This is a genomic window from Parapedobacter defluvii, assembly GCF_014642075.1.
Classification (GTDB): Bacteria; Bacteroidota; Bacteroidia; order Sphingobacteriales; family Sphingobacteriaceae; genus Parapedobacter; species Parapedobacter defluvii.
Window position 1 is genome coordinate 62,620 of sequence record NZ_BMIK01000016.1, and the last position, 24,213, is coordinate 86,832.

The 24,213-nt window shown below is 48.3% G+C and carries 20 protein-coding genes; 9 read left to right on the plus strand and 11 right to left on the minus strand.

Annotated features, from left to right (window positions below):
• Window positions 1-30: 30 nt before the first annotated feature.
• The 3 genes from clpB to mazG all read left to right on the plus strand — a co-directional run bounded on the left by clpB (window position 31) and on the right by mazG (window position 6,186).
• Window positions 31-2,625: an ATP-dependent chaperone ClpB gene (gene clpB, locus IEX60_RS18615; protein ID WP_188752917.1), complete on the plus strand. Its 2,595-nt coding sequence runs from the start codon at window positions 31-33 to the stop codon at window positions 2,623-2,625.
• A gap of 198 nt (window positions 2,626-2,823) precedes the next feature.
• Window positions 2,824-5,346, plus strand: a complete 2,523-nt coding sequence (locus IEX60_RS18620) for an ATP-binding protein (RefSeq protein WP_188752918.1) — start codon at window positions 2,824-2,826, stop codon at window positions 5,344-5,346.
• Between the two features lie 36 nt (window positions 5,347-5,382).
• The gene (mazG, locus tag IEX60_RS18625; protein WP_188752919.1) at window positions 5,383-6,186 is read left to right on the plus strand and encodes a nucleoside triphosphate pyrophosphohydrolase; all 804 of its coding nucleotides are present in this window, start codon (window positions 5,383-5,385) and stop codon (window positions 6,184-6,186) included.
• On the opposite strand, the gene IEX60_RS18630 is transcribed toward mazG, so the two are convergent.
• Window positions 6,181-7,281 carry a fatty acid desaturase family protein gene (locus IEX60_RS18630; RefSeq protein WP_188752920.1) on the minus strand — a complete coding sequence of 367 codons (1,101 nt, stop codon included), beginning with the start codon at window positions 7,279-7,281 and terminating at the stop codon, window positions 6,181-6,183. The two genes, mazG and IEX60_RS18630, sit on opposite strands and share 6 nt — an antisense overlap.
• Before the next feature lie 158 nt (window positions 7,282-7,439).
• On the opposite strand from IEX60_RS18630, the gene trpS reads away from it, so the two are divergent.
• The 3 genes from trpS to kdsB all read left to right on the plus strand — a co-directional run bounded on the left by trpS (window position 7,440) and on the right by kdsB (window position 9,879).
• A complete protein-coding gene (gene trpS, locus IEX60_RS18635) occupies window positions 7,440-8,435 on the plus strand; it encodes a tryptophan--tRNA ligase (protein WP_188752921.1) in 996 nt (331 codons plus the stop codon).
• 65 nt (window positions 8,436-8,500) lie between these two features.
• Window positions 8,501-9,115: a deoxynucleoside kinase gene (locus IEX60_RS18640; RefSeq protein WP_188752922.1), complete on the plus strand. Its 615-nt coding sequence runs from the start codon at window positions 8,501-8,503 to the stop codon at window positions 9,113-9,115.
• Window positions 9,116-9,126: 11 nt separating this feature from the next.
• Complete coding sequence (kdsB, locus tag IEX60_RS18645) at window positions 9,127-9,879, plus strand: 3-deoxy-manno-octulosonate cytidylyltransferase (RefSeq protein WP_188752923.1); 753 nt, start codon at window positions 9,127-9,129, stop codon at window positions 9,877-9,879.
• A gap of 36 nt (window positions 9,880-9,915) precedes the next feature.
• Here kdsB and IEX60_RS18650 read toward each other — a convergent pair whose 3' ends face one another.
• From IEX60_RS18650 to IEX60_RS18680, 7 genes are all read right to left on the minus strand, one after another.
• Window positions 9,916-10,761 carry a sugar phosphate isomerase/epimerase family protein gene (locus tag IEX60_RS18650; RefSeq protein ID WP_229717639.1) on the minus strand — a complete coding sequence of 282 codons (846 nt, stop codon included), beginning with the start codon at window positions 10,759-10,761 and terminating at the stop codon, window positions 9,916-9,918.
• Between the two features lie 61 nt (window positions 10,762-10,822).
• Window positions 10,823-11,722 (minus strand): aldo/keto reductase, encoded by a 900-nt coding sequence (locus IEX60_RS18655; protein ID WP_229717640.1) that lies wholly within the window; start codon window positions 11,720-11,722, stop codon window positions 10,823-10,825.
• 24 nt (window positions 11,723-11,746) lie between these two features.
• Window positions 11,747-12,487: a BamJ family beta-barrel-assembly machinery protein gene (bamJ, locus tag IEX60_RS18660; RefSeq protein ID WP_188752925.1), complete on the minus strand. Its 741-nt coding sequence runs from the start codon at window positions 12,485-12,487 to the stop codon at window positions 11,747-11,749.
• 166 nt (window positions 12,488-12,653) lie between these two features.
• A complete protein-coding gene (locus IEX60_RS18665; RefSeq protein WP_188752926.1) occupies window positions 12,654-13,868 on the minus strand; it encodes an MFS transporter in 1,215 nt (404 codons plus the stop codon).
• Between the two features lie 30 nt (window positions 13,869-13,898).
• Window positions 13,899-14,576 (minus strand): DedA family protein, encoded by a 678-nt coding sequence (locus tag IEX60_RS18670; RefSeq protein ID WP_188752927.1) that lies wholly within the window; start codon window positions 14,574-14,576, stop codon window positions 13,899-13,901.
• Between the two features lie 112 nt (window positions 14,577-14,688).
• Window positions 14,689-16,026 carry a GH1 family beta-glucosidase gene (locus tag IEX60_RS18675; RefSeq protein ID WP_188752928.1) on the minus strand — a complete coding sequence of 446 codons (1,338 nt, stop codon included), beginning with the start codon at window positions 16,024-16,026 and terminating at the stop codon, window positions 14,689-14,691.
• A gap of 3 nt (window positions 16,027-16,029) precedes the next feature.
• Window positions 16,030-17,031 carry a glycosyltransferase family protein gene (locus IEX60_RS18680; protein ID WP_188752929.1) on the minus strand — a complete coding sequence of 334 codons (1,002 nt, stop codon included), beginning with the start codon at window positions 17,029-17,031 and terminating at the stop codon, window positions 16,030-16,032.
• Window positions 17,032-17,265: 234 nt separating this feature from the next.
• Between IEX60_RS18680 and IEX60_RS18685 the strand changes: the two genes are divergently transcribed.
• Window positions 17,266-18,213, plus strand: a complete 948-nt coding sequence (locus IEX60_RS18685) for a zinc dependent phospholipase C family protein (RefSeq protein ID WP_188752930.1) — start codon at window positions 17,266-17,268, stop codon at window positions 18,211-18,213.
• A 12-nt stretch (window positions 18,214-18,225) separates the two neighbouring features.
• Here IEX60_RS18685 and IEX60_RS18690 read toward each other — a convergent pair whose 3' ends face one another.
• Window positions 18,226-19,665: an aminotransferase-like domain-containing protein gene (locus IEX60_RS18690; protein WP_229717641.1), complete on the minus strand. Its 1,440-nt coding sequence runs from the start codon at window positions 19,663-19,665 to the stop codon at window positions 18,226-18,228.
• A 98-nt stretch (window positions 19,666-19,763) separates the two neighbouring features.
• Between IEX60_RS18690 and IEX60_RS18695 the strand changes: the two genes are divergently transcribed.
• Complete coding sequence (locus IEX60_RS18695) at window positions 19,764-21,674, plus strand: TonB-dependent receptor plug domain-containing protein (RefSeq protein WP_188752932.1); 1,911 nt, start codon at window positions 19,764-19,766, stop codon at window positions 21,672-21,674.
• 66 nt (window positions 21,675-21,740) lie between these two features.
• Here IEX60_RS18695 and IEX60_RS18700 read toward each other — a convergent pair whose 3' ends face one another.
• Both IEX60_RS18700 and IEX60_RS18705 read right to left on the minus strand, forming a co-directional pair.
• Entirely contained in the window at window positions 21,741-22,211 is a 471-nt protein-coding gene (locus IEX60_RS18700) for a Dps family protein (protein ID WP_188752933.1), read from the minus strand.
• Window positions 22,212-22,322: 111 nt separating this feature from the next.
• Complete coding sequence (locus IEX60_RS18705; RefSeq protein WP_188752934.1) at window positions 22,323-23,039, minus strand: MIP family channel protein; 717 nt, start codon at window positions 23,037-23,039, stop codon at window positions 22,323-22,325.
• A 252-nt stretch (window positions 23,040-23,291) separates the two neighbouring features.
• Between IEX60_RS18705 and IEX60_RS18710 the strand changes: the two genes are divergently transcribed.
• Entirely contained in the window at window positions 23,292-24,140 is an 849-nt protein-coding gene (locus tag IEX60_RS18710) for a sulfite exporter TauE/SafE family protein (RefSeq protein WP_188752935.1), read from the plus strand.
• Window positions 24,141-24,213 lie beyond the last annotated feature (73 nt).

Genomic DNA, 24,213 nt, shown 5'->3' on the forward strand with positions numbered 1-24,213 from the left:
AGGTTTTAATTACAGTATAAATTAACGATCATGAATTTCAACAATTATACAATCAAAGCACAGGAAGCCATACAGAAGGCCTCTGAGATAGCAGTGGGTAACCAACAGCAATCCATTGAAACAGCACACTTGCTAAAAGGACTGTTGCTGGTGGATGAAAATGTAGTAACCCATCTGCTGAAAAAACTGAATGTAAATGTGAAGCACGTGGAGGAAGAGCTTGATAAACAGATCAGCTCATTTCCGAAAGTGAGTGGCAGCAATATTTACCTTGCCTCCTCAACGAATACAGCCTTGCAAAAGGCTCAGTCGTATCTGAAGGAATTCAAAGATGAGTTTGTATCCATCGAACACATTTTATTGGGCATCCTGAATGCAGGCGATAAAACCGCGGCGCTCTTAAAAGACCAGGGTGTAACGGAAAAAGACCTGAAGAAGGCGATTACGGATCTACGGGGCAACGCACGGGTAACCGATCCGAATGCCGAAGCCACCTACAATGCGCTTAACAAATATGCGCGCAACCTCAACGAAGACGCCGAATCGGGGAAACTCGATCCGGTCATCGGTCGTGATGAGGAAATCCGCAGGGTCATTCAGATTTTGTCTCGCCGTACCAAAAACAACCCCATTCTTGTAGGAGAGCCGGGTGTGGGAAAAACGGCAATCGCCGAGGGCATTGCCCACCGGATCATCAAAGGCGACGTCCCCGAGAACCTGAAAACCAAAACGGTATTCTCGTTGGATATGGGAGCACTCATTGCCGGAGCCAAATACAAGGGTGAATTTGAAGAACGCCTCAAAGCGGTGGTAAAAGAAGTTACACAGAGTGACGGGGAAATCATCCTCTTTATCGATGAAATCCACACGTTGGTGGGCGCCGGAGGAGGTGAAGGGGCAATGGATGCTGCCAACATTCTCAAACCGGCATTGGCCCGTGGAGAGCTGCGTGCCATTGGTGCGACGACACTGAACGAGTACCAGAAGTATTTCGAAAAAGATAAGGCGCTGGAACGGCGTTTCCAAAAAGTGATGGTGGAGGAACCCGACACGCAGGATGCGATTTCCATTCTGCGCGGACTCAAGGAGCGTTATGAAACCCACCACAAGGTGCGTATCCTGGACGAGGCCATCATCGCAGCCGTAGAGCTTTCGCAACGTTACATTGCAGACCGGTTCCTGCCCGACAAAGCCATTGACCTCATGGATGAGGCAGCCTCCAAACTCCGGCTGGAAATGGACTCGGTGCCCGAATCGGTGGATGAAATCGAACGCCGCATTATGCAGCTGGAAATTGAACGGGAGGCTATCAAACGGGAGAAGGACACGAAAAAGGTTGATGAACTGAGTGAGGAAATTGCCAATCTCAGTGCCGATCGGGATTCCTTGCGTGCCGCGTGGCAAAGTGAAAAAACACTGGTAGACAACATCAACCACGAGATCGAGCAGATCGAAAACTATAAAATAGAAGCCGATCAGGCAGAACGTGCCGGCGACTATGGCCGCGTCGCCGAAATCCGCTACGGACGGATCAAAGAGTCTCAGGACAAAGTAGAGGCACTCAAAAAAGAGCTAGCTGAAAAGCAGAGCGACAGCCGCATGCTCAAAGAAGAGGTTACGGCCGAAGACATCGCAGGAGTGGTGTCCCGGTGGACGGGTATTCCGGTGACCAAAATGGTGCAAAGCGAACGTGATAAATTACTACACCTTGAAGAAGAATTACACAGGCGGGTAGCGGGACAGGAAGAAGCCATCGAAGCCATTTCCGACGCCATCCGTCGATCCCGGGCGGGACTTAGCGATAAACGCCGACCCATCGGTTCGTTCATCTTTCTGGGTACCACCGGTGTAGGAAAGACCGAGTTGGCTAAAGCGCTCGCGGAGTTTCTGTTTAACGATGAACAATCGATGGTCCGCATTGATATGAGCGAATATCAGGAACGTCACTCCGTTTCCCGCCTCATCGGTGCGCCTCCGGGATATGTGGGATATGATGAAGGCGGACAGCTGACGGAGGCCGTACGGCGTAGGCCCTATGCGGTGGTATTGCTGGACGAGATTGAGAAAGCACACCCTGACGTCTTCAACATCTTATTGCAGGTGCTGGACGATGGACACCTGACGGATAATAAAGGCCGGGTCGTGAACTTTAAAAACACAATCATCATCATGACGTCCAATATCGGTTCACACCTTATTCAGGAAAATTTCAGTCAACTGAATGAAACCAATAAGGAAGAAGTCATGGCCAAAACACAAAGCGAGGTGTATGAATTGCTTCAAAAGACCATCCGGCCGGAGTTTCTCAACCGGATTGATGAAGTAATCATGTTTGCACCGCTTAGCCGGGAAGAACTGGGCAAGATTGTGCACATGCAGTTCGCCAACGTTCAGAAGCAACTCGCCGAAATGGGCATTCATCTTACAGCGAGCGACGAGGCACTGGATTGGCTGGCACAACTGGGCTATGACCCGCAATACGGTGCCCGCCCACTGAAAAGGGTGATCCAAAAGCACATCCTCAACGAGTTGTCCAAGGAAATCCTGGCAGGTAAGGTCGACAAAGAAAGCCACATCAAGCTGGATATGTTTGACAATAAGTTTGTCTTTCTTAACGAGAAGTGATCGGTGATCGGTGGACAGTGATCGGTGGACAGTGATCGGTGGACAGTGATCGGTGGACAGTGATCGGTGGTCGGTGATGGGTGGTCGGTAGTGGCCCTTCACCGATCACTGTTCACTCACCCCTGGCCACCAACTTATCTCCGACTACCAACTTAGCACGATTTTTGGTAACTTTACATAAAAATCGGGAAATCGTCAATGCCTACCCAGAACATACAATCTACGGAAAGTGTACGGCGCAAGGTTATTTTTGTTTTTGTCTCCTGCGCCATCGCATTGGCATTGGCTTGGATTATCAGCCGGGTAGCATTCACAGAAATGCTGGACACGGTGGACAACATCACTACACCCGATCCGAAACTGGAACGCGTCAGCCGGATTTCAAGAGACATCATGCGGCTGGACCAACTGCAACGTTCGCAGGCATTTGTCGGAAACAGCGCGTCCTACAAAAGTTTCTCGAAGGAGTCGGCAAAAATCCGGTTATCGCTGGATTCACTGAAAAACTCGTACGAAGGCAGTCCCATCCAACAAGCGCGTATTGACTCCATTAAAACCTTGTTGCGGCAACGGGACAACCTCTTCAAATCCTATGTAAAAGTACGTGAAAAAGTAGTAGACAGCCGCGAGTTTTCGGAACAGTTGCAATCGCTCAGCGATGTTTTATACGAACCTGAACCGGACCGGAAAGTGGTAACAACTGAACGTAAACGCCGTACCACGACCATTGCCGGGGATACCAGTGCTGTCACTCCTATGCCGATAGACAGCGACGACCGGGGATTTTTCTCCCGGCTTTTCGGACGCAAAAAACAGGAACAGTCGATGCCGGTTGTAGAAGAGCGCCGGATGGTGGAGGAGGAACTGGAAACAGTGGTAGATACCATCCGTGCTACTCCGCGCGACAGCACGTTAGCTCGCATCGACAGCGCCGTACAGCGCTTTCAAACACTTCAACAGCAACAGCGCGAACAGCTCGTAAACCGTGAAATGGAATTGACCATTGTCAGCAATACGCTGATCAGCAACATGCTCAGCATCCTCCACTCCGTGGAGAATGAAGCCATGCAGCAGATGGAAGTGGACAATCAACAGGCAAAGGCCGTTGTAAATGACAGTGTATGGCGAATCAGCGCGATTATCCTAGCCTTTTTTGTCATCACGGCGGTTATGCTCTACCTGATATTGGGTGATATCCGTAAAAACAACCTTTACCGATTGGCGCTGGAAGCTGCGAAAGAGGAAGCAGAATATCACGCAGCAGCTAAACAGCGCTTTTTGGCCAACATGAGCCACGAGCTGCGGACCCCCCTTCAATCCATCATCGGCTATTCGGAACAACTGAAGCAGGAGCATCCGGTAGAGGATACAAAGATCGATGCGATCTACCAATCGTCAGAACATCTTCTTCAAATTGTCAATGAAATTTTGGACTACAGCCGCATTACTTCGGGCAAGATTGTACTCAATGAAAAGCCTTTTTCTGTAGCAGGCTTAGCAAACAGCGTAGTTGCGGTGATGAAAACACAGGCTCAGTCCAAGGGACTGATGCTGGAATTCAATACACGGATTCTCGGATCGGGGGGCGTCATCGGGGATGCGTTCCGGATTAAACAGATCTTATTCAATCTGTTGAGCAATGCCATCAAATTCACCACCGAAGGTAAAGTAACACTTAACGTAAGCACCGTGGTTTACGCGGAAAAAACCGAGTTGAATATCGTCGTCAAAGATACGGGTAAAGGAATACCTGCTGAGGACCTGGACCGAATCTTTAACGATTTTGAGCAGTCAGAAAATGCTAACTCGGGCGTGCACTTCGGCAGTGGATTGGGTCTGAGCATTGTAAAAGCAATCTGTGAAAGTATGCAGGGCGATATCCGTGTGGAAAGCAAAAAGGGATACGGTTCGGTTTTTAAGGTAAATCTTCCACTCAAGACCGCGAACACACTTGTCGCTGAAACTACTCCGCAAGCCGTCCAACAAGCCGGTAAGCCCTTCGAAGGACGGATTTGGATTATTGACGACGACCGCCTGATCCTTGGACTTTGCCAAAATATTCTTGACAAACACCGCATTCCTTATCGTTGCTTCACTTCTCCAAATCAGGTGCTGGCAGCCGACTGGGATCACCGGGTTACTACCGTATTGATGGACATCCGGATGCCTGAAATGAACGGAATGCAGTTAAACCGGGAATTACGCAAAAAAATAGGATCGGATAAGGTAAAGATTTATGCATGTACGGCACAGGTATTGCCCGAGGAACAGGAACAGATTCTTTCGCAAGGCTTTGATGGACTGTTGCTGAAACCGTTCAAGGAAGCCGACCTATTACGGTTGCTGAATATTACCGCATCGCAAACGGCTCCTTCCAAGCACACACGGACAACCATCCAGCAATTTGCAGACGACGAAAAACAAGCTAACGATATCATTGCCCTCTATACACGCGATACCACGGCAGATATTTCCGCACTGCGAAAAACCTATAAGGCCCAAGATTTAGCCGGTGTCGAACTCTTGCTGCATCGCCTTGCGGGCCGCACCGCACAAATCGGTGCCGATAAAATTGCATTCCAGCTGCGCAAAATCGAGATCGACGTCCGCAACGGTGAAATACCGGAAGAGGAAGCGTTGGAAAGCATTGCGAACCAGCTTACCGAGCTGATGCTCCAACTGCAGATCCAGGGTGCGCGCCAGGAAGTAAGCGTTTCGTAAGGGTGAATTCAGTATCTTTGCCGAAAAATAGTCATCATGCCCCATACTCCTCCCTCACCCCAGCAAACTCCTGCGAAAGCGTTTGAACGTCTGCTTACCGTATTGAACACCTTGCGAACAGATTGCCCGTGGGACCGGAAACAGACAATGGAATCCCTACGCCATCTCAGTATCGAAGAAATGTATGAATTGGGTGATGCCATTCTGGATAACGATCTGGAAGAAATAAAAAAAGAGCTGGGCGATCTCATGATGCATTTGGTGTTTTATGCACGTATCGCGGAAGAGCAAGGGGCCTTTGATATCGCCGATGTATTGAACACCGTGTGCGATAAACTGATTTCCCGGCACCCGCACATCTACGGCGACGTGAATGTAGCGAACGAAGAAGATGTGAAGCGCAATTGGGAGCAACTCAAACTCAAGGAGGGAAATAAATCTGTACTGGCAGGGGTTCCCCACTCGCTACCTGCACTCGTAAAAGCGTATCGGATACAGGACAAGGTAAGGGGTGTTGGATTTGACTGGGAAGAAAAGGGGCAGGTATGGCAGAAGGTGGAAGAGGAACTGGCAGAATTCAAACGCGAGTTTGATGTCTCTCAATCGCAGGCCATCGACACCGAAAAAGCGGAAGCTGAATTCGGTGACCTCCTATTTTCGCTGGTTAATTACGCAAGGTTTGTGGGAATCAATCCCGAAAATGCGCTGGAACGAACCAACAAAAAATTCATCACCCGCTTCACCCACCTGGAAACCCGCGCAAAAGAAACAGGCAGGAACCTGAAAGAGATGACGCTGGCGGAAATGGATGTCTACTGGGAAGAAGCCAAAAGACTATAACTCTCCGTGCTGGAATAAATTCTCTCCAGCTCCCTGCTTTTTCAATAACACGAAGTGTGAACGCACTGCTTTAATAGCCGGGTAACACGTGTAGGGCAAGTTATATTCCGCTGCATACCGCTTGATAATCGGCGTAATGTAGGGATAATATGTATGTGCAACGTGGGGGAACAAGTGGTGCGCGACATGGTGTGTAAAACCACCGAACAGAAAATTGGCTAACGGGCTGTCTGCACTGAAATCCTTGGTCACCATCATCTGATGTTCTGCCCAGGTTACGTCCATTTTCCCATCTGCGGGCGGCAGAGGAAAAATGGCCGTTTCATCCACATGTGTAGATATAAGTGCGATAACTCCTAACAAACTCCCAAAAATATGCATGCATAACCACCCGAAAACTATCATATACCAGGGTTGACTCAACACCAGGATGGGAATTCCCACGAGATAAAACAGGTTGAAAATTTTTGCGGCAAACAGCTTGTAATATTCGATGCGTGGAATTTTCATCACCCGCTTTACGTAATTGTCTTTCGTACCAAAGAAGTCCTTGAAATCGCGAATAAATAACCAATTAAGGGTATATAAGGGATATAACAAGAACATGTAGATATGCTGGTACCGATGCTGGTTCAAGTGCTCACTATCGGGAAATATCCGCACCAAATCACTCTGTTTGATGTCGGTGTCCCAATGTTGGATATTCGGGTATGGGTGATGCAGCACGTTATGCCGTTTTCCCCAAAGCCAGCTGTTGCTCCCAAAAAACTCCAACACATACATAAACCGCTGGTTGTGTTTCCGTTTTTTAAACACCGCGCCATGGGCAGCATCGTGGAATGCATTGATAAACAACATGATCATCGAGAAACCCAGCAAAATATAAAACAAAAACAAAAGCGGAGTATAGTTCCCAAATAATAGAATGCACGTATAAAAACCTAGGTAAAGAAAAAGCAGGAAATAGGTTTTCACCACATTCCGGCGCTGGATACGCTTATCTCCCAATACCCTTTCCTGTACTTCTTTTTGAAGCTTCTTAAAAAAATCATCCGGTCCCGGCTTTTTGTATGTCGGTTTTACAAGAGTTTCCATAGTCAGCCGTTTTTATCCATTTGATGACAAAAATAAAGATAATAGCCCATAAAAACGCGACAAACCGGGATTTGATTATCCACATTGACACTGCAATGACCAACAGTCATCGTTGATATATTCGAATTAACCAATATTTCTGTATTTTCGCGATCGATATGGAAACAGTTGTAAGCGGTATACGTAGTACCGGAAAGCTTCATTTAGGAAATTACTACGGGGCAGTCAGAAACTTTGTTAAAATGCAGCATGAGTACAACTGCTATTTTTTCATTGCCGATCTGCATTCACTGACGACCCACCCTACTCCCGAGGATTTATATGCCAACGTCCGGCAGGTGATGGTAGAATACCTGGCTGCCGGTATTGATCCGGAGGTAGCCACGATTTATATCCAATCCGATGTGCCCGAAGTGGTAGAACTTTATCTCTACCTCAACATGAACGCCTACATTGGCGAACTGGAACGTGCGGCATCCTTCAAAGATAAGGTGCGTGCAAATCCGGATAACGTAAATGCCGGATTGCTTACCTACCCCGTCCTGATGGCTGCGGACATCCTACTGCACCATGCGGTCAAAGTTCCGGTAGGCAAAGATCAGGAACAACACCTTGAAATGACGCGCACATTTGCCAACCGGTTTAACCGCCTATATAAAACGGATTATTTTGCCGAGCCCCATGCCGTGTCTTTCAACAAGCAGCTGGTTAAAATACCCGGTTTGGATGGCAAGGGAAAGATGGGCAAATCAGAAGGTGAAGGTAATGCCATATACCTGTCTGATTCACCGGAAGTTATCCGTAAAAAAGTGATGCGGGCCGTGACAGATAGCGGCCCGACCCAACCCAACCAGCCGAAGCCGGAAGTAATCCAGAACCTCTTCACACTGCTGGAAGCGGTGTCCACCGCCGACACGGTGCAACATTTCGACGAACTGTACAATACATGCCAAATCCGTTATGGAGATCTTAAAAAGCAGTTGGCTGAAGATATGATTGCAGCCACCGCTTCTGTCCGTGAACGGATTCATGATATTTCCAATGATAACGACTATATTAGCAAAGTAATCAGGCAAGGGAATGAAAAGGCAAGGGAAAGCGCACGTAAGACCGTAGCCGAGGTACGTGAAATTATTGGTTTTAGAAAATTTTAGGTTTGAGATACCGGACATCAGACGTGAGACGTTAGATATTAGATTTCAGACTTTTGACTTAACACATGCACATCGCCATTGTAGGAAATATCGGAGCGGGGAAAACAACGCTGACCCAGTTGCTGGCTAATCACTTAAAGTGGGAACCACAATTTGAAGCGGTTGAGGACAACCCTTATCTGGAAGATTTTTACAGCGACATGAAACGTTGGGCATTCAATCTGCAGATCTATTTTCTAAACAGCAGGTTCAGGCACATCGTGCAACTCCAAAAAAGGGATACCAACATCATCCAGGACCGAACAATCTACGAAGACGCATATATCTTTGCCGAAAATCTGTACGATATGGGGCTAATGAGCGCCCGGGATTTTGAGAACTACAGCAACATTTTCGAAAGTATCATTTCGTACATAAAGGCACCTGATTTACTTATCTACCTGAGAGCTTCCGTGCCCACGTTGGTGGAGAACATACAAACCCGGGGACGGGAATATGAGGCGAACATCCGGCTGGATTATTTGTCAAAACTCAACGCCAAATATGAGAAATGGATTAAGAACTATAAAGATGGAAAGCTGCTCATTTTAAATAAAGATAAACTGGATTTCGCCAACAACACGGACGACATGGCATTTGTAATTCAGAAAATCGAGACCGAATTGTTTGGACTATTTTAAGTAGGGAAGTCATGTCTCAACTAAAAACCATCGGCATCATCCCCGCGCGCTATGCTTCCAGCCGTTTTCCCGGTAAGCCGCTCGTTGACATTGAAGGAAAGAGCATGATCCGACGCGTATATGAGCAAGCCACAAAAAGCAAGCGGTTGGATAACGTAATCGTCGCTACCGACGACGAACGTATACAGGCCCATGTGCAGTCTTTCGGAGCACCGGTGGCAATGACCGCAGAAGCCCATCAAAGTGGGACCGACCGCTGCGCGGAGGTTATCGCCACTACCCCGGAGTTCGACATCGCCATCAATATACAGGGAGATGAGCCCTATATTGATCCCGAGCAGATCGATCTGTTAGTCGACTGCTTCCAAAAGCAGGAAGTACAGATTGCAACACTCATCAAACGGATCACCACAATGGACGTACTGTTCAACCCGAACATCCCAAAAGTGGTGATCGATCATTCGGGAAAAGCCATTTATTTCAGCCGGCAAACAATCCCTTATTTTCGCAATGCTCCCTCACAGGATTGGCCTTACCTACATACCTACTATAAGCATATCGGCATTTACGGATACCGTACGCAGGTATTGGCAGAACTGACCAAATTACCCGTTTCCTCGTTGGAACGCGCCGAATCGCTGGAACAACTGCGCTGGCTGGAAAACGGTTATCACATCCAGACAGCAGAAACCAGCTTCGAAACCCTTGCCGTTGATACACCCGAAGATCTGGAAAAGTTATTGGCACAAAAAAAGCCACAATAAACATTGCGGCTTTCCTTTCTTCGGTAGATTGCTGTGCTATTTTGTAAGGATTGCACGGAAGTTTTTTGCACTTTCCGCAACGTCACCCACGTTATTTTCCCAGTTATGTTCGTATTCGGCAGATATATTGCCTTTGAATCCCTGCCGCTTTAATTCAGCGATCACACCTTCCACATTACAGACCCCGGTTCCCCAATGCACATCGTGCCCTTCTCGTGATTTTTCCGACAGATCCTTAAAATGAAGGCTTACCAGATGGCCCTCATATTGTTTGAGGCATTCCAAAGGATCCAAGCCCGACCGTACCCAGTGTCCAATGTCCGCACAGCCACCTACATATGGACTGTTGGCCTTTGCCACCGCAGCCAATACGACCTTGGGATCCCAGTAGTGGGAAGGTTGCGGGTGATTATGAATACCGAATTTGATTTTGTATTGGTTGGCCAGCTGGCCGATCAACGGCATAAACTTTTCATCCGGTTCTGAATTGATCACCTTGACACCCATTGCTTTCGCAAATTCGAATATCTGCTTCCATTCTTCCTCGGTATTGCCATTTACCACACCGAATGCACATAGTTTTACCTTTTTCTTTTTCAGCGCACGTAAAATAGCCTTCCGTTGAGCGGCATCCATGTTGTAATCCATGACTCCCTCCAATCCACCGCCCAGTTCCTGGCCAGGATAGGCTTCAACACTGTTTAAACCGGCCTGTAAGGTCTTGTCTACGGCCTCAAAAAAAGTAAACCGATTGAACGTATACGTCTGGGTGGAGAGGTGCCAACCCAACTTCTTTTCCGGCTGCTGGGCATATGACATCGTTATACCCGCCGCGAGTACAACAAGGCTCATCATGGTCATTAATCTTAATTGCTTCTTCATTTGAATAAATTGTTTTTTAATGGATTATTTTCTTCTTAGCGGCATCAATGAGATCGCAACGCTAAGTTTTATGCGCATCGTAGTGATACGAACGTACCGACTGGCGCAATGCCGTCCGCTGTGCAGCCGATAACGGCGTTGCATGCCGCAATGCATGGATCGCTTCGTCCAGTTGAGCCGATGTTCGCATTCCCAAAGCAGCCGTAGCCACCGCCGGATGCGACCACACATATCCCAAGGCAACCTCCAACTTGGTCAACCCCGATTCAGCCGCCACTTTTGCCACCATTTTAGCTGCCCTAGCCACTTCACCATCGGTATACTGCAAGTAATTAGCTGCGGGCTTGCCTACCAATAATCCCTGTGCGACAGCACCCCGGCAAATCACGCTGATGTCGTGCTGATGCAGCAAATCCAACACTTCCTCTTCAGGTCGATGATCAAGCAAGCTGTATTGCATCATCACACTGACGATATTCGAGCGTTTTACGTACTCCCGGATCACATTCGGCCGGATGGAAGAAATACCGTACCAGCGGATTTTTCCCTGCTGCTTGAGCAGCTCAAATGCTTCGATGGTTTCGTCGATCGGATCATCGATCGTTCCACCATGCAGCTGATAGAGATCAATATAATCGGTTTTGAGCCGCCGTAGGCTTTGCTCAGCACATTTCAGAATGTATTCTTTGCTTGGATTCCAATCCCACCCCGAACCGTCGGGGCGCCACTGGTTACCCACCTTGGTAGCAATGATGACGTTTTTACGTATGGGTTTAAGCGTCTCTCCTACATGAAGCTCATTCAGCCCCTTCTGATATAAGTCGGCCGTATCAAAATAATTGATACCTGCCTCTACCGCCCTCCGTAGCATATCTTTATATTGGGCTGCGCTTTCGCCCAACGACATGCAACCAAAGCTAACGGGGCTTACCTGTAAATCCGACTTACCTAGCGAATTCATTTGCAAATGGGAGTTCGACAGTCTTTATTGAGTTTGTATATCGATCGAATTTGCTGCGCTGGGTACGGGTACTTCCGCGCCCTTCTTAACCGAAATCAGTTCAACTTCAAAAATAAGACTACTGTAAGGCGGGATATCCTGCCCTGCACCTCGTTCTCCGTATCCCAACTCATAGGGTATGTAAATACGATACTGCGCACCCTCCGGCATCAGCTGTATCCCTTCTTGCCACCCTTCTATGACGCGATCGAGCGTAAACGTGGCAGGCTCTCCCCGCTCGTATGAACTGTCGAATACGCTGCCATTGCTCAACTGCCCTTTATAATGTACCGTTACCGTATCCGTCAATGTCGGTTTGTCGCCCGTTCCTTCCCGGATCACTTCGTATTGGAGACCGGATTCGGTGGTAATGACGCCGGGCTTTGCCTTATTCTCCTCCATAAATGCGTTGGCCTGCTCTTGCAGTTTCGCGTCCATTTTTGAGCGGGCGGCAGTAATGGCATCCATAATCAGCTCACGTTCTTCCGTTTCATCAAAAGTAGCTTCTTTACCTGCAAAGATATCAGCCACTGCCTGGGCAAGCACGGTCGCGTTTATTTCTTCCATTCCGGTACGTTTCAAATCCCGGGCAATGGAAGCACCAAAGGCATAAGCAACCGAATCACTGCGGCTTTTTAACGGACTTACGGCACCAGGTTGCTGGGCATATACCGAACCGGCACTCACTGCCAGGCATCCGGCGGCCGCAATACTTAAAAGTTTCATTCGAAAATAGTTTATTCTTAAAGAACTCATGGAACCTGCACTTACATCGCCTTTTGCATCAGGTGCTGACGGGACAGGTTTCATATGGATACAATTCATTTTTCTACAATGACAAGCTTACAAATATAGGTAAGCTTGCTGATCTCTCACCCCTAATGACAGAAAATTATCCCGATCTTTTCCTTAAATTAGGTAAAAAAGCAGCGACAATACCAATCAGTGGCAGAAATGCACATACATGATAAACATAGTCGATTCCCTGGCTGTCTGCTAATTTTCCGAGCACTGCTGAACCAATTCCGCCCATACCGAATGCAAAACCGAAGAACAACCCCGACACCATTCCCACATTGCCGGGCAAGAGTTCCTGAGCGTATACCAAAATAGCTGAAAATGCCGATGCGATAATTACACCGATCACAAAGGATAAAATGACCGTCCAAAAGAGATTGGCATACGGAAGCGCCAGTGTAAATGGAGAAGCACCAAGGATGGAAATCCAGATGACATATTTGCGCCCGATGCGGTCACCGACCGGTCCGCCTATCATTGTACCTGCCGCAACTGCAAAGAGAAAGACAAATAAATACAACTGGGAGTGTTGGACGGATACGTCAAATTTATCCATCAGGTAAAACGTGTAGTAGCTGGTAAGGCTCGCCATGTAAAAATACTTGGAAAAAATGAGCAACAGCAATACAACAATAGACAAGGTGACCGTTCCGCGGGGAAGCGACTGATGGGCCACCGCCTTAACTTTATGTTTGCGGAGGATATAATTCCGAATGGATTTCGGTTTGTACCATTTGCCGATGCGGTAAAGGATGATAATGGCCGCAAGTGCCGCAAAGGAAAACCAAATGACATTGAATTGACCAAAAGGCGCAATCAGCATCGCTGCCAGCAATGGGCCAATTGCGCTACCCGCATTTCCCCCCACCTGAAATAGCGATTGGGCAAAGCCGCGTCTACCGCCTGACGCAACATAAGCCATCCGGGAAGCCTCCGGATGGAACACCGATGAGCCCGCGCCTACAAATGCGACTGCCACCAGTATCCAGTGGTAGCTGGAGGCAAAGGCCATCATAACCAGCCCCGTCAGGCTAAATCCCATTCCTACAGGCAGTGCATAGGGGTACGGTCTACTGTCGGTCACTACGCCTACCAACGGTTGCAACAGCGACGATGACAGCTGGAAAATCAAGGTGATGACACCGATCTGCGAAAAGGTTAAGTGAAACGAATCCTTTACGATCGGATAGATAGCCGGAATGAGCGATTGAATGGTATCATTGAGCAGATGTGAAAAACTCAGCGCAAATAATACAGGGTAAATTGTTGCGGACGCCTGTTTGGCAGCCGCGGATGTGTCAGTATCCATGGGCACAAATCAACTAAAATTTGTGCAAAGCTAAAACTCTTCTTCCAAAACTTGTTCGTTTACCGGCATTACTTTTTTCTTTTTTCCGGTAATCATCTTAATCAGCACCGGCGCGGTAGCAGCAACCACAATTCCCATAATTACATATTCCAGGTTACGTTGAACCCAGTCATTCTCACCAAGCAGGTACCCCAGCGTAACGAGGCTGCCTACCCAAAGGATGCCACCAACGATGTTGTAGAACGCGAATTTCCGGAAGTCCATCTCTACAATACCGGCTACAATGGGCGCAAAGGTACGGACCACGGGAAGAAACCGTGCCAGAATGATTGCAACCCCTCCCCTTTTGTGGTAAAATTCCTGTGCGCGAAAAATGTACTCTTTTTTAAAGAGCCAGTTGTCTTTCATTTTCAGCAGACGGTGCCCGAAATACTTGCCGCACCAATAGCCTACAAAGTTACCCAATATACCGGCAATGGATATCAACGCAATCCAATACAGCAATGTCAATACGGAATCCACCGGCCCGAGTGTCAGGTTGGCGATAATAATGCCCGCGATAAACAGAATGGGGTCTCCGGGGAGAAAGAAGCCGATGAGGATACCGGTTTCCGCGAAAACAATAAACAACAACAAATAAAGTCCACCATGTGCAACAATCCAGTCCGGATTGGTGAGGTTATTCAAAAAATCAAGAAACTCAGCCACTGACTACTAAAAAAATAAAAGCAAAGAAATGAACGAATGCTGGAAAGATCCTGTACAAAATCATGCCATGATTGGGAAACAGACATAATTTCTTGATGAAAAACCTGAAATGTCATTGCTCTGACAAAAACGAAGCATACCAATGCCCCGAATCTTTCACCGTCCGCTGTTGGGTCGCAAAGTCCACGTGCACCAATCCGAACGGTGCATGGTACCCTTCTGCCCATTCAAAATTATCGGTTAGGGTCCAGACAAAATAGCCATGCACGTTGAGTCCTTCGCGTTTGGCGCGCAGCACCTGCCCAAGATGGTCCTGAAGATACGAAAGCCGCTGTTGGTCCTTCACACGACCCGACACGACCTGGTCGGGAAAGGCTGCCCCATTTTCGGTGACGAACAGCTTGGGAATTCCGGGATAGGCACTGAACTTCTTAATCATCTCGTAGATCGCCGGCGGAAATACCTCCCAGCCCATCGCTGTGATACCGGGCACCTTGCGTTTTGCTGCCGGCACCAGCCGTGCCTGCAAATAAGGCACGAAAAATGAACTTGCCACTACTTCCCGTGTATAGTTTTGGATCCCGATAAAATCAAAATCAAACGGCAACGCCTTTTCATCGCCCACCTGCATGTATTTTTCGATTCCCCTCAATGCTTTCAGATCGTCGATTGGGTAGCCCATCCCCAGGATTGGCTCAATAAATAGCCGATTAATCAATGCATCTGCCCGTATTGCGGCTTTGACATCGCGCTCACCACCGCTGGCGGGATGGATACTTGAACATGAAAATGTAGTGCCGATCTGAGCGCCGCGCACCTCCGACCGTATCAAACGACCGATCTGACCCATGGCCAGTGTCGCGTGATGCGCTGCCGGAAAGAAATTACGCAAACCGGTCAATCCCGGTGCGTGGACACCGAAAAAATAACCTGCCCCGGTAAACACAGCCGGCTCATTCAGTACCATCCAGTGTTTCACCCGATCACCCAGCCGACGGGTAACGTAACCTGCGTATTCCTCCATCCAGAAGAGCACATCGCGATTGGTCCATCCTCCCTTATCCTGAAGTGCCTGTGGAAGATCCCAGTGATACAGCGTAAGCCAGGGCGTAATTCCCAGCTCCAGGCAATGGTCTACCACCCGCTCATAGAAATCCATCCCTTTCGGATTGGGCTGACCCACACCGGCCGGAAAAATACGCGGCCAGGCAACGGAAAACCGGAAATTCGGAATGTTCAATGCGCGGACCAGCGCAATGTCTTCTCGATAGCAGTGATAGAAATTGCAGGCGATGCGCGCATGCTGCGCGTCTTTGATTTTTCCCTTACGGCCAGTGAACACATCCCATATGGAATGCCCCTTGCCTTCCGCATCCCACGCTCCCTCCGTCTGAAAGGCGGCACTGGAAACTCCCCATTCGAATTCGGATCCAAATTCCGCTCTTACCATGGGCTATGCCAACGCTTTGGATAAGTGTACTTCCAGCAACTGATCGATGACTGCTTGCGTACAATCTGGATAGTCGACCGCGACGAGATGTTTACTGTTGAGCCATGCCTCGATTGCCACGTCGTTTTTGGGCTTCAAATTTTTAATCACAGGAACTCCTATCTCTTCCAGTGCCGCTGCATTGAGGTGTTGTTCGTATTGGTTTTTCATAGGGACTACCAATAGTTTTTTACGTAGGAACAGTGCTTCTGCAGGCGTCTCAAAGCCCGCTCCGCATAACACGCCAGCCGAATCGGCCATGCTCTGGATGAATTTTTCATTGGCAATGGGCTGGACGCTCACATTGCGCAATACGAATGGGGTTTTGTTATGCTTGGAAAACACTTCCCATCGGATATCGGGGAAACGCATCAGGTGTTTCAGTAACCGTGCATCGTCATAAGCAGGAAGATAAACGGTATAATGGCCTTTGTCCGTTACGTCCAACTGCCGTACCTGTCGGCGGATAACCGGGGTAAATATCCGATCGTTGTATCGTTTGAAATGAAAACCATAATTGATAGTTGCCGGCGCATAATTGCGCATGATAAATTTGCCCAGCATGTCCTGTTCCGTAGGCTTGGGTGCTTGGGCATCCATCGCAGCGGCCTGGTGACTGAGGCCAATGCACACTTTATCCCGAGTGTTGCATGCCCAGGCAGATATCGGCTCAAAGTCATTGATAATCAAATCGTATTGTTCGATAGGCAACGTGTTCACCTCGTGAACCAACCGCCTAACGGTAGAACTCATAAAGGTCTTCCAGAGATCTACCCCCCCTTTTTTTCCAAAAATAAAGCTAAGCCCGTGCATCCGGTATTTTACGGCAAAGGGTAGTTCCAGATCCGCCTGTATTCCGCTCACCAACACATCCACATCCGCTCGCTTCTGCAGGCAGGGAACCACGTCCATTGCCCGGCTGAGATGACCGTTACCCGTGCCCTGTATTGCGTAAAGTATCTTCATAGTTGATAATTGACAATTGATAATTGATAATTGACAATTATCAATTATCAGTGTCTGAATGCTGAAGCCAAAAAACGCAAAAAAATACGGCTTTTCAAACCTGTGAACCAATGAATCAATCTCTTCATGATACTGAGCGCTAATTTATAGCTAAAAACGCAAACTAACGTTACTTCATCATTAAAAACGGATAAACAATTTGTAATCTTTCTGCCTTTATCTTAACTTTAACACATGAACCGAATCTGCCTGATACCCATCGCCGCTTTTACGATGCTATTGCTTTCGTCTTGGGGCTTCCATGCCCACAAGCTTATCAATCGGATGGCTGTATTTACACTTCCTACGAATATGGCTGGCTTTTATAAGGACCGGGTAGACTACATGACCGAACATGCGATCGATCCGGATAAACGTTGCTACATTGATACTGCCGAATCGGTCCGGCATTTCATCGATGCCGATGAATACGGTTTGCATCCATTCGATACGATTCCGGTACATTGGACAGCCGCCGTCGAAAAATTCACAGAACGCAGGTTACTGATGTCGGGTATTCTACCCTGGCAGATAAACAGAAGCTACTACGCGTTGGTGAAAGCTTTCGGCGAGAAAAACATCCAACGGATTCTGAGGCATTCATCCGATATTGGGCACTACCTTGCCGACGCACACGTGCCGCTGCATACGACCAGCAATTACAACGGACAAAAGACCAATCAGGTGGGTATCCACGCATTCTGGGAAAGCCGGCTACCGGAACTATTTGCCGGGGAATACGATTTTCTGGTGGGGCGTGCCCGGTACGTAGATTCTCCGGTAGACGAAGCGTGGCGCATTGTGAAAGAAAGCCATATGCTGATAGATTCTGTGCTAAGTATGGAGAAGAAGTTAAGTGACGTATTTCCTCCCGACCGTAAATACGGCTACATCGAACGGAACCACATCCTGATCCGCACGTATTCCGATGCCTATGCTAAGGCTTACCACGATGCGTTGCAAGGGATGGTAGAGCGCCGGATGCGTGGAGCCATCCATGCCATCGGTAGCTTCTGGTATTCAGCTTGGGTGGATGCAGGGCAACCGGATATCCGCCACCTTCCTGCCGATCTATTCGTGGCGGACTCCGTTCCGTCTCCCGACAGGGCGCAAAAACCCTTTGGCCGGGAAGAATGGCATTAGTAGGAAGTTTAGTTAAAAAAGAGCCTGTTCCACGCTATGGATCACATCTGTCATTTCCGCTGTTGTATAGCTTCCAAATCCCAGACGGATGCCGCAATATGCTGCAGACTGATAAAGAAGGTAGCGCGGTATCTGTAGGTCGAACCGCGCACAGCGCCGCTGCAGTTCCATTAAACTTAACTCCTGTGGCCATCTCGTCCAGATAGCCAGCCCTCCGGTTGGCACATCGAAATCCACATGCTTACCCAGCCGTGTTAGCAGCAACTGAGCCAGGTGATTGCGCCGCTGCTTGTATTCATACGTGGATTTTTTCAGGTAGCGGTGGATCTCACCATCTGCAATCATTTCGCCAAGTGCCAACTCGGTGAGTGTATCTCCTTGTCGGTCCATGATGCCCAGTAGTTTATCCATTTCATCAATCAGATTCGGAGGGGCAACGATAAATCCAGACCGGAACCCTGGAGCCATCGACTTTCCAAAGGTGCCGACATAAACGACCATACCCCCGGTATCTGCACTCGCAATGGGAAGTAACGGACCACCCTCGTAATGAAAATCGTAATCATAATCGTCTTCCAGAATGACAAACCCATACCTTGCCGATAGTTCCAGCAGCTCAATCCGACGCTGTGCACTCAGGGTTACGGTAGTGGGATAATGATGATGGGGTGTGATATACAGCATCCGGAACGGGCCCGTCTCGCATAGCTTGCGGATGGCCGATACATCGAGACCTTCGCGATCCACAGGAACGGTTATCAGGGTCGCTCCTGCCTTCTGCAGAATCATATTCGTCGCAAAATAACTGAGCTCACCCACTACCACACGGTCTCCGGGTGAGATCACCGTTTCCGCAACGAGGTAAATACTCAATTCCAGGCTACGTGTGACTAAGATATTACGCGGAGAAATATGTAAGCCCCGCGTCAGGTTTAAGAAGTTCGACAGGTTCTCCTTATAGTATTCGCTTCCCGTGGAATGTTTATAACCCAATTTAGCCTGATTCCCTTTTCGCTTCATATTAATACGGAGCAAACGCGACAGATACCCAACGTGAGACAGCCGTGGGTCGGGAAGTCCATCATCAAAACGGAAACCGGTCTGTGTGGGTTCGAATGGATTATCGAGGACCGTCCATCGCTTAAAATGAAATCCCGTCTGCGCGGGATACGATGCCAATACCGGGTTACCGTTTTCCAGCTTTTTCGGCTTTTCTGTTTTTCCATGCCGGACAAATGTGCCACGGCTGGGATGTGTTTCTATCCACCCCTGCGCTTCTAATTCTGCATAACTGGCTACCACCGTGTTCCGGTGCAATCCCAATAAACTACCCATTCTTCTGCTTCCGGGCAACTTATGGCCATCCATCAGGTAACCCCGCTGAATGGCATTGATCAATTGGTGGGCAACCTGTAGGTACACGGGTGTTGCCGAAACACGATCGACAATCACAAAACTTCGATATGGCACTAAAACCGGACTATCCATAAAATAAAAACTGGCACATCAACATGTGCCGGTAAGATACGACATTTGCAAAAAACAAAAGAATGAATCGCTTTTTCACAACCAAACACCTTATTTTATTGCTGACAATCGGGGCACCGTGTCTATCCGTTGCACAAACCGGTTTGCGTCCAGATACAGTGGCACAGCGAGAGGGACCGACCATATCCCTCGGCGAAGTTATCATTACCGAAAACCGCTTACAGCTTCCTTTTACCAAGCAAAACCGTAACATCCAGGTGATCGACCGGCAACAGATCGAAGCAATGCCAGGGCACTCGCTAAACGAATTGTTGAGCTATGTAGCCGGCGTAGACCTGCGCCAGCGGGGTCCGTTCGGAACACAGGCTGATGTAAGCATTGATGGCGGCAGTTTTGAACAAGCCCTGATACTCGTTAATGGCGTCAAAGTACTGGATGCCCAAACGGCGCACAACAGCCTAAACCTGCCCATTCCCACCGATGCGATTGAACGCATTGAAATCCTCCGTGGCCCGGCTGCACGCGTTTATGGAATCAACAGCCTTACGGGTGCAATCAACATCGTGACCCGGAAATCCGAACGGTCAGATTTCACGGTTAATGCTTACGCCGGTTCGGGTTTGAAGAAAGACACCGCCAATAACGACGCATTGTTTAATGGACGCGGCATACAGGTTGGTGGCACGATGGCGGGGCGACTGGGACAACATACCGTGTACGGCGGTCACGATTCCGGCAATGGTTATCGCTATAATACAGCCTTCCGCAATAACAAGATTTTCTATCAAAGTGAAATTCCGACCAACGCTAAACAGGCGCTATCCCTAATGGGTGGTTACGTTTCCAGTAATTTCGGCGCAAACGGATTTTATGCCGCCCCGGGCGATCGGGAGTCACAGGAAATTGTTCAAACCGTGTTGGCTGCGATCTCGTATCGAGCGGAATTGTCCGAGCGGTTTTCCATATCGCCGCGTGTCAGTTACCGGTATGGATACGATGACTACCGGTATTTCCGGCATGACCTCAGCCGTGCGCGGAGCCAGCATCGGGGTCACGCGCTCAACACGGAAATAAACGGCACCTTGCAAACTACCGCAGGTGAAATAGGGGTTGGCTTGGAGATGCGGAATGAAACGATCCGAAGCACGAATATCGGCGATCACGAGCGCGACAACTTCGGGATGTATGCCGAGTTCAAAACCGAAAAAATCAACCGCATCTTGCTCAACGCCGGGGCCTACATTAACTACAATACCGACTATGGCTGGCAACTGTTTCCGGGCATAGACATCGGCTATCAAATCGACGAACGCTGGAAACTGGTGGCACATACCGGTACCGGGCAACGTATCCCATCGTTTACCGATCTTTACCTGGACCAGCAGCCGGGAAACGTCGGCAATCCCGCCGTTGTACCCGAAAGGGCGTGGCATGCCGAAGGAGGCGTGAAATATACCGGTCAGCGACTCATTGCATACACAAATTACTTTTACCGGAATATTGACAATTTCATCGACTGGGTACGGGAAAACCCGGACACCCCCTACCAACCTTTAAATTTTTCGAAAAACCGGGTGCATGGCCTCGCCGCGTCCGCAAACTACCGCCTATCCGATCCCGCATCGATCGTTAGTTGGATGGCAGGCCTTTCGTATACCTGGCTTTCCCCTTCAGTGGGCACGAGTGCCCAACAGGGCCTCATCTCCAAGTATGCGGTCGAAAGCCTGCGGCATCAGTTGGTTGCCAATCTCACGTTGGCCACCGGACGGTTTTCAGGAACGGCGACTGCACGTTTTAACGAACGGATCAGTTACAAAAGTTATTTTGTAAGTGATGTGCGGATCGCCTACCGGTTCAGCCCGGTAACGATTTACCTGGACGCCCAAAATATTTTTGATGTAACTTACATCGAGGCAGCCGCCGTACCCATGCCGGGAAGGTGGTTTAATTTAGGTTTGAAATACGGCCTGTGATCAACCATATACACCATCCGGTGCGATGCCATTCAACAGATGACATCGTACCGGAATAGCATGTGTTTATTTGAGATGAGATCGGAGCATCCAGGCTGTTTTTTCATGTTTTTCCATGATACCGGTCAAAAAATCGGCCGTACCTTCATCCTTGTATGCTTCCGAAACCTTGTCAATACTCTCGCGGATGTACGTAATGATCGCCTCGTGATCCTGCACCAGTTCTCCAATAAAGCCCTTGCTATTGTTACCCTTTGCATTCAGCTCTGTCAGATGCGTCAATTCAAGGAATGTTTTCAGTGATGCCGGCGCATAATGCCCGATCGACCGAATCCGTTCGGCCACCTCGTCCACCCATTCCGCCAGTTCATCGTATAACTCCTCAAAATACACATGTACGGAATGGAAATCAGGACCTTCCACATTCCAATGCGCGTTACGTGTCTTCGTGTATAAGACAAATTCGTCAGCCAACAATATTCCAAGTACTTTCGCTACTTCCGCACGGTTTTTTTCCGTAATACCAATTTGTGCCATAACGTCTGATTTTAGTTAAACATCTATCAAAGATAGTTAATTAGCTGACGGATTCCTCCCCTTATGTGCCATCCTACTGTCAAACCGCCTTCCGTAAAAACGCCAAACCTTTTATTCCTTGCGTTCGAGCAACCGCCACACGACGGCGGCAATCACCGCTCCGACAATTGGGGCTACGATAAACAGCCACAGCTGACTTAGTGCCGCACCCCCCGCCAAGATTGCCGGTCCGAAGCTACGGGCAGGATTTACAGATGTTCCGGTAATGGGGATAGCGACTAAGTGAATAAGCACGAGTGTGAAACCGATGGCTAATCCAGCCATGGTTTCATTGCCCCATTTTGATGTGGCACCGAATATGACGAATAAAAACAGAAAGGTAAGCACGGCTTCCGCAACAAAGGCCGATTTTAACCCGTATTCACTTTGGTACCCCGTACCCCATCCGTTTGAGCCATAAGCCCATTCACCGGCGGTAAACCCGGCCACCTGCCCGCTGAGTACCTGTTGCAACACAAGCGCTCCCAGCAACGCACCGATAAACTGAGCAATGATGTACGCGATCGCATCTCCCACCGAAATTTTGCCTTTGATAAGCATGGCAATCGTGACCGCCGGATTGATGTGGCACCCGCTAATGCCCCCGATGGCATAGGCGAAAACGACAACGGATAAACCGAAGGCAAACGCAATCCCCAAAAGACCTAACCCTGAGAGTCCTGCAAGCGTGTCTGCACCCGCCACAGCAGCGGCTCCGCAGCCGAAAAAGACCAGACCGAAGGTACCGACCAATTCAGCCACAAACTTTGTTGATGACTTTATTTCCATGATTTATAATATTGGTTTATTCAAAGATAACGTCTTTTCTTAAAAGACAAAATATTTCTCCCTTATAAAAAAGCCCCGTTTCACAACGAGGCCTTTCCATTTAACCAAACCTAACAAAATGAATGTTGCTTTTTGTCAAAACAAAAGTAGATCGGGCTTATTATGTTTGGATTAAGCATCGATTAACATATCATCAAATGTGCACATGGATAACACCGGGAAAAAATATACCTTTGATGTTTTATAAGCACCATGGATCCTTACATTGTTACCTCCCTGCTGATTATACTGATTGGTTTTACGGTCAGTTCGTTCGGAAACCTAATCGGTTTTGGCGGCGGGATTTTCATGGTCCCCATACTGGTTACAATTTTTCATTACCCGCTTGCTATTGCCGTAGGCAGTGTGATGTTTTCCCTCATTTTTTCCTCATTGATGGCTACTTACCGTCTTCGAAAGGAAGGGCACGTGGATTTTAAAATGGGCACCCTGCTCGAAATTCCTACGATGTTTGGCGTTATACTCGGCAGCCTCTTACTTTCCTATCTGTCGACCGCCGGATTGGAAATTCTGTTTTCAGTCCTCGTTTTTATATTGGGGCTATCTTTTTGGCTAAAAAAAACAACGGCAGAAAAGGCTTCGGCTAGACCGGACCTTTTCTCCCGGATGAACCAATGGAAACCCGGACTGGTTATCCAGCATACAAAGATGAATTTGACATACCGGGCTAGTCTATGGTTGATTCTATTTTTTGGTCTTTCTGCGGGAACATTAGCCGGACTTTTCGGGATTGGCGGGGGTTTTATGAAAACACCCATTATGCTTAAGGTTTTTAAAATGCCTGTCAAAGTAGCCACGGCAACCGCACTATTTATGATTCTGATTACCAGTATCACCGGATCCATTAGCCATTACCTACAGGGACATATCCTGTTTTCCCATGTGTGGCCTGTAATCATTGGCTTTACCGGAGGCGCCATTGCAGGTAACCGACTGACTCCTTCTGTCAGTGACGAAGTTTTGGAAAGACTAATTGGGTTGGGATTAATTCTAGCTGCCTTGGTGATGTTCGCGAATTTTTACACCCATAGCGGTTATTGAAGCGACCTGCGTTTTTCACGGGAATGCAATCAAACAAAAAGGTTGTTTCTTGTTGAACAAGAAACAACCTTTT

Coding starts and splice junctions, on each gene's coding strand:
- clpB (WP_188752917.1), top strand. CDS start 31: ATGAATTTCAACAATTATACAATCAAAGCACAGGAAGCCATACAGAAG.
- IEX60_RS18620 (WP_188752918.1), top strand. CDS start 2,824: ATGCCTACCCAGAACATACAATCTACGGAAAGTGTACGGCGCAAGGTT.
- mazG (WP_188752919.1), top strand. CDS start 5,383: ATGCCCCATACTCCTCCCTCACCCCAGCAAACTCCTGCGAAAGCGTTT.
- IEX60_RS18630 (WP_188752920.1), bottom strand. CDS start 7,281: ATGGAAACTCTTGTAAAACCGACATACAAAAAGCCGGGACCGGATGAT.
- trpS (WP_188752921.1), top strand. CDS start 7,440: ATGGAAACAGTTGTAAGCGGTATACGTAGTACCGGAAAGCTTCATTTA.
- IEX60_RS18640 (WP_188752922.1), top strand. CDS start 8,501: ATGCACATCGCCATTGTAGGAAATATCGGAGCGGGGAAAACAACGCTG.
- kdsB (WP_188752923.1), top strand. CDS start 9,127: ATGTCTCAACTAAAAACCATCGGCATCATCCCCGCGCGCTATGCTTCC.
- IEX60_RS18650 (WP_229717639.1), bottom strand. CDS start 10,761: ATGAAGAAGCAATTAAGATTAATGACCATGATGAGCCTTGTTGTACTC.
- IEX60_RS18655 (WP_229717640.1), bottom strand. CDS start 11,722: ATGAATTCGCTAGGTAAGTCGGATTTACAGGTAAGCCCCGTTAGCTTT.
- bamJ (WP_188752925.1), bottom strand. CDS start 12,487: ATGAAACTTTTAAGTATTGCGGCCGCCGGATGCCTGGCAGTGAGTGCC.
- IEX60_RS18665 (WP_188752926.1), bottom strand. CDS start 13,868: ATGGATACTGACACATCCGCGGCTGCCAAACAGGCGTCCGCAACAATT.
- IEX60_RS18675 (WP_188752928.1), bottom strand. CDS start 16,026: ATGGTAAGAGCGGAATTTGGATCCGAATTCGAATGGGGAGTTTCCAGT.
- IEX60_RS18680 (WP_188752929.1), bottom strand. CDS start 17,031: ATGAAGATACTTTACGCAATACAGGGCACGGGTAACGGTCATCTCAGC.
- IEX60_RS18685 (WP_188752930.1), top strand. CDS start 17,266: ATGAACCGAATCTGCCTGATACCCATCGCCGCTTTTACGATGCTATTG.
- IEX60_RS18695 (WP_188752932.1), top strand. CDS start 19,764: ATGAATCGCTTTTTCACAACCAAACACCTTATTTTATTGCTGACAATC.
- IEX60_RS18700 (WP_188752933.1), bottom strand. CDS start 22,211: ATGGCACAAATTGGTATTACGGAAAAAAACCGTGCGGAAGTAGCGAAA.
- IEX60_RS18705 (WP_188752934.1), bottom strand. CDS start 23,039: ATGGAAATAAAGTCATCAACAAAGTTTGTGGCTGAATTGGTCGGTACC.
- IEX60_RS18710 (WP_188752935.1), top strand. CDS start 23,292: ATGGATCCTTACATTGTTACCTCCCTGCTGATTATACTGATTGGTTTT.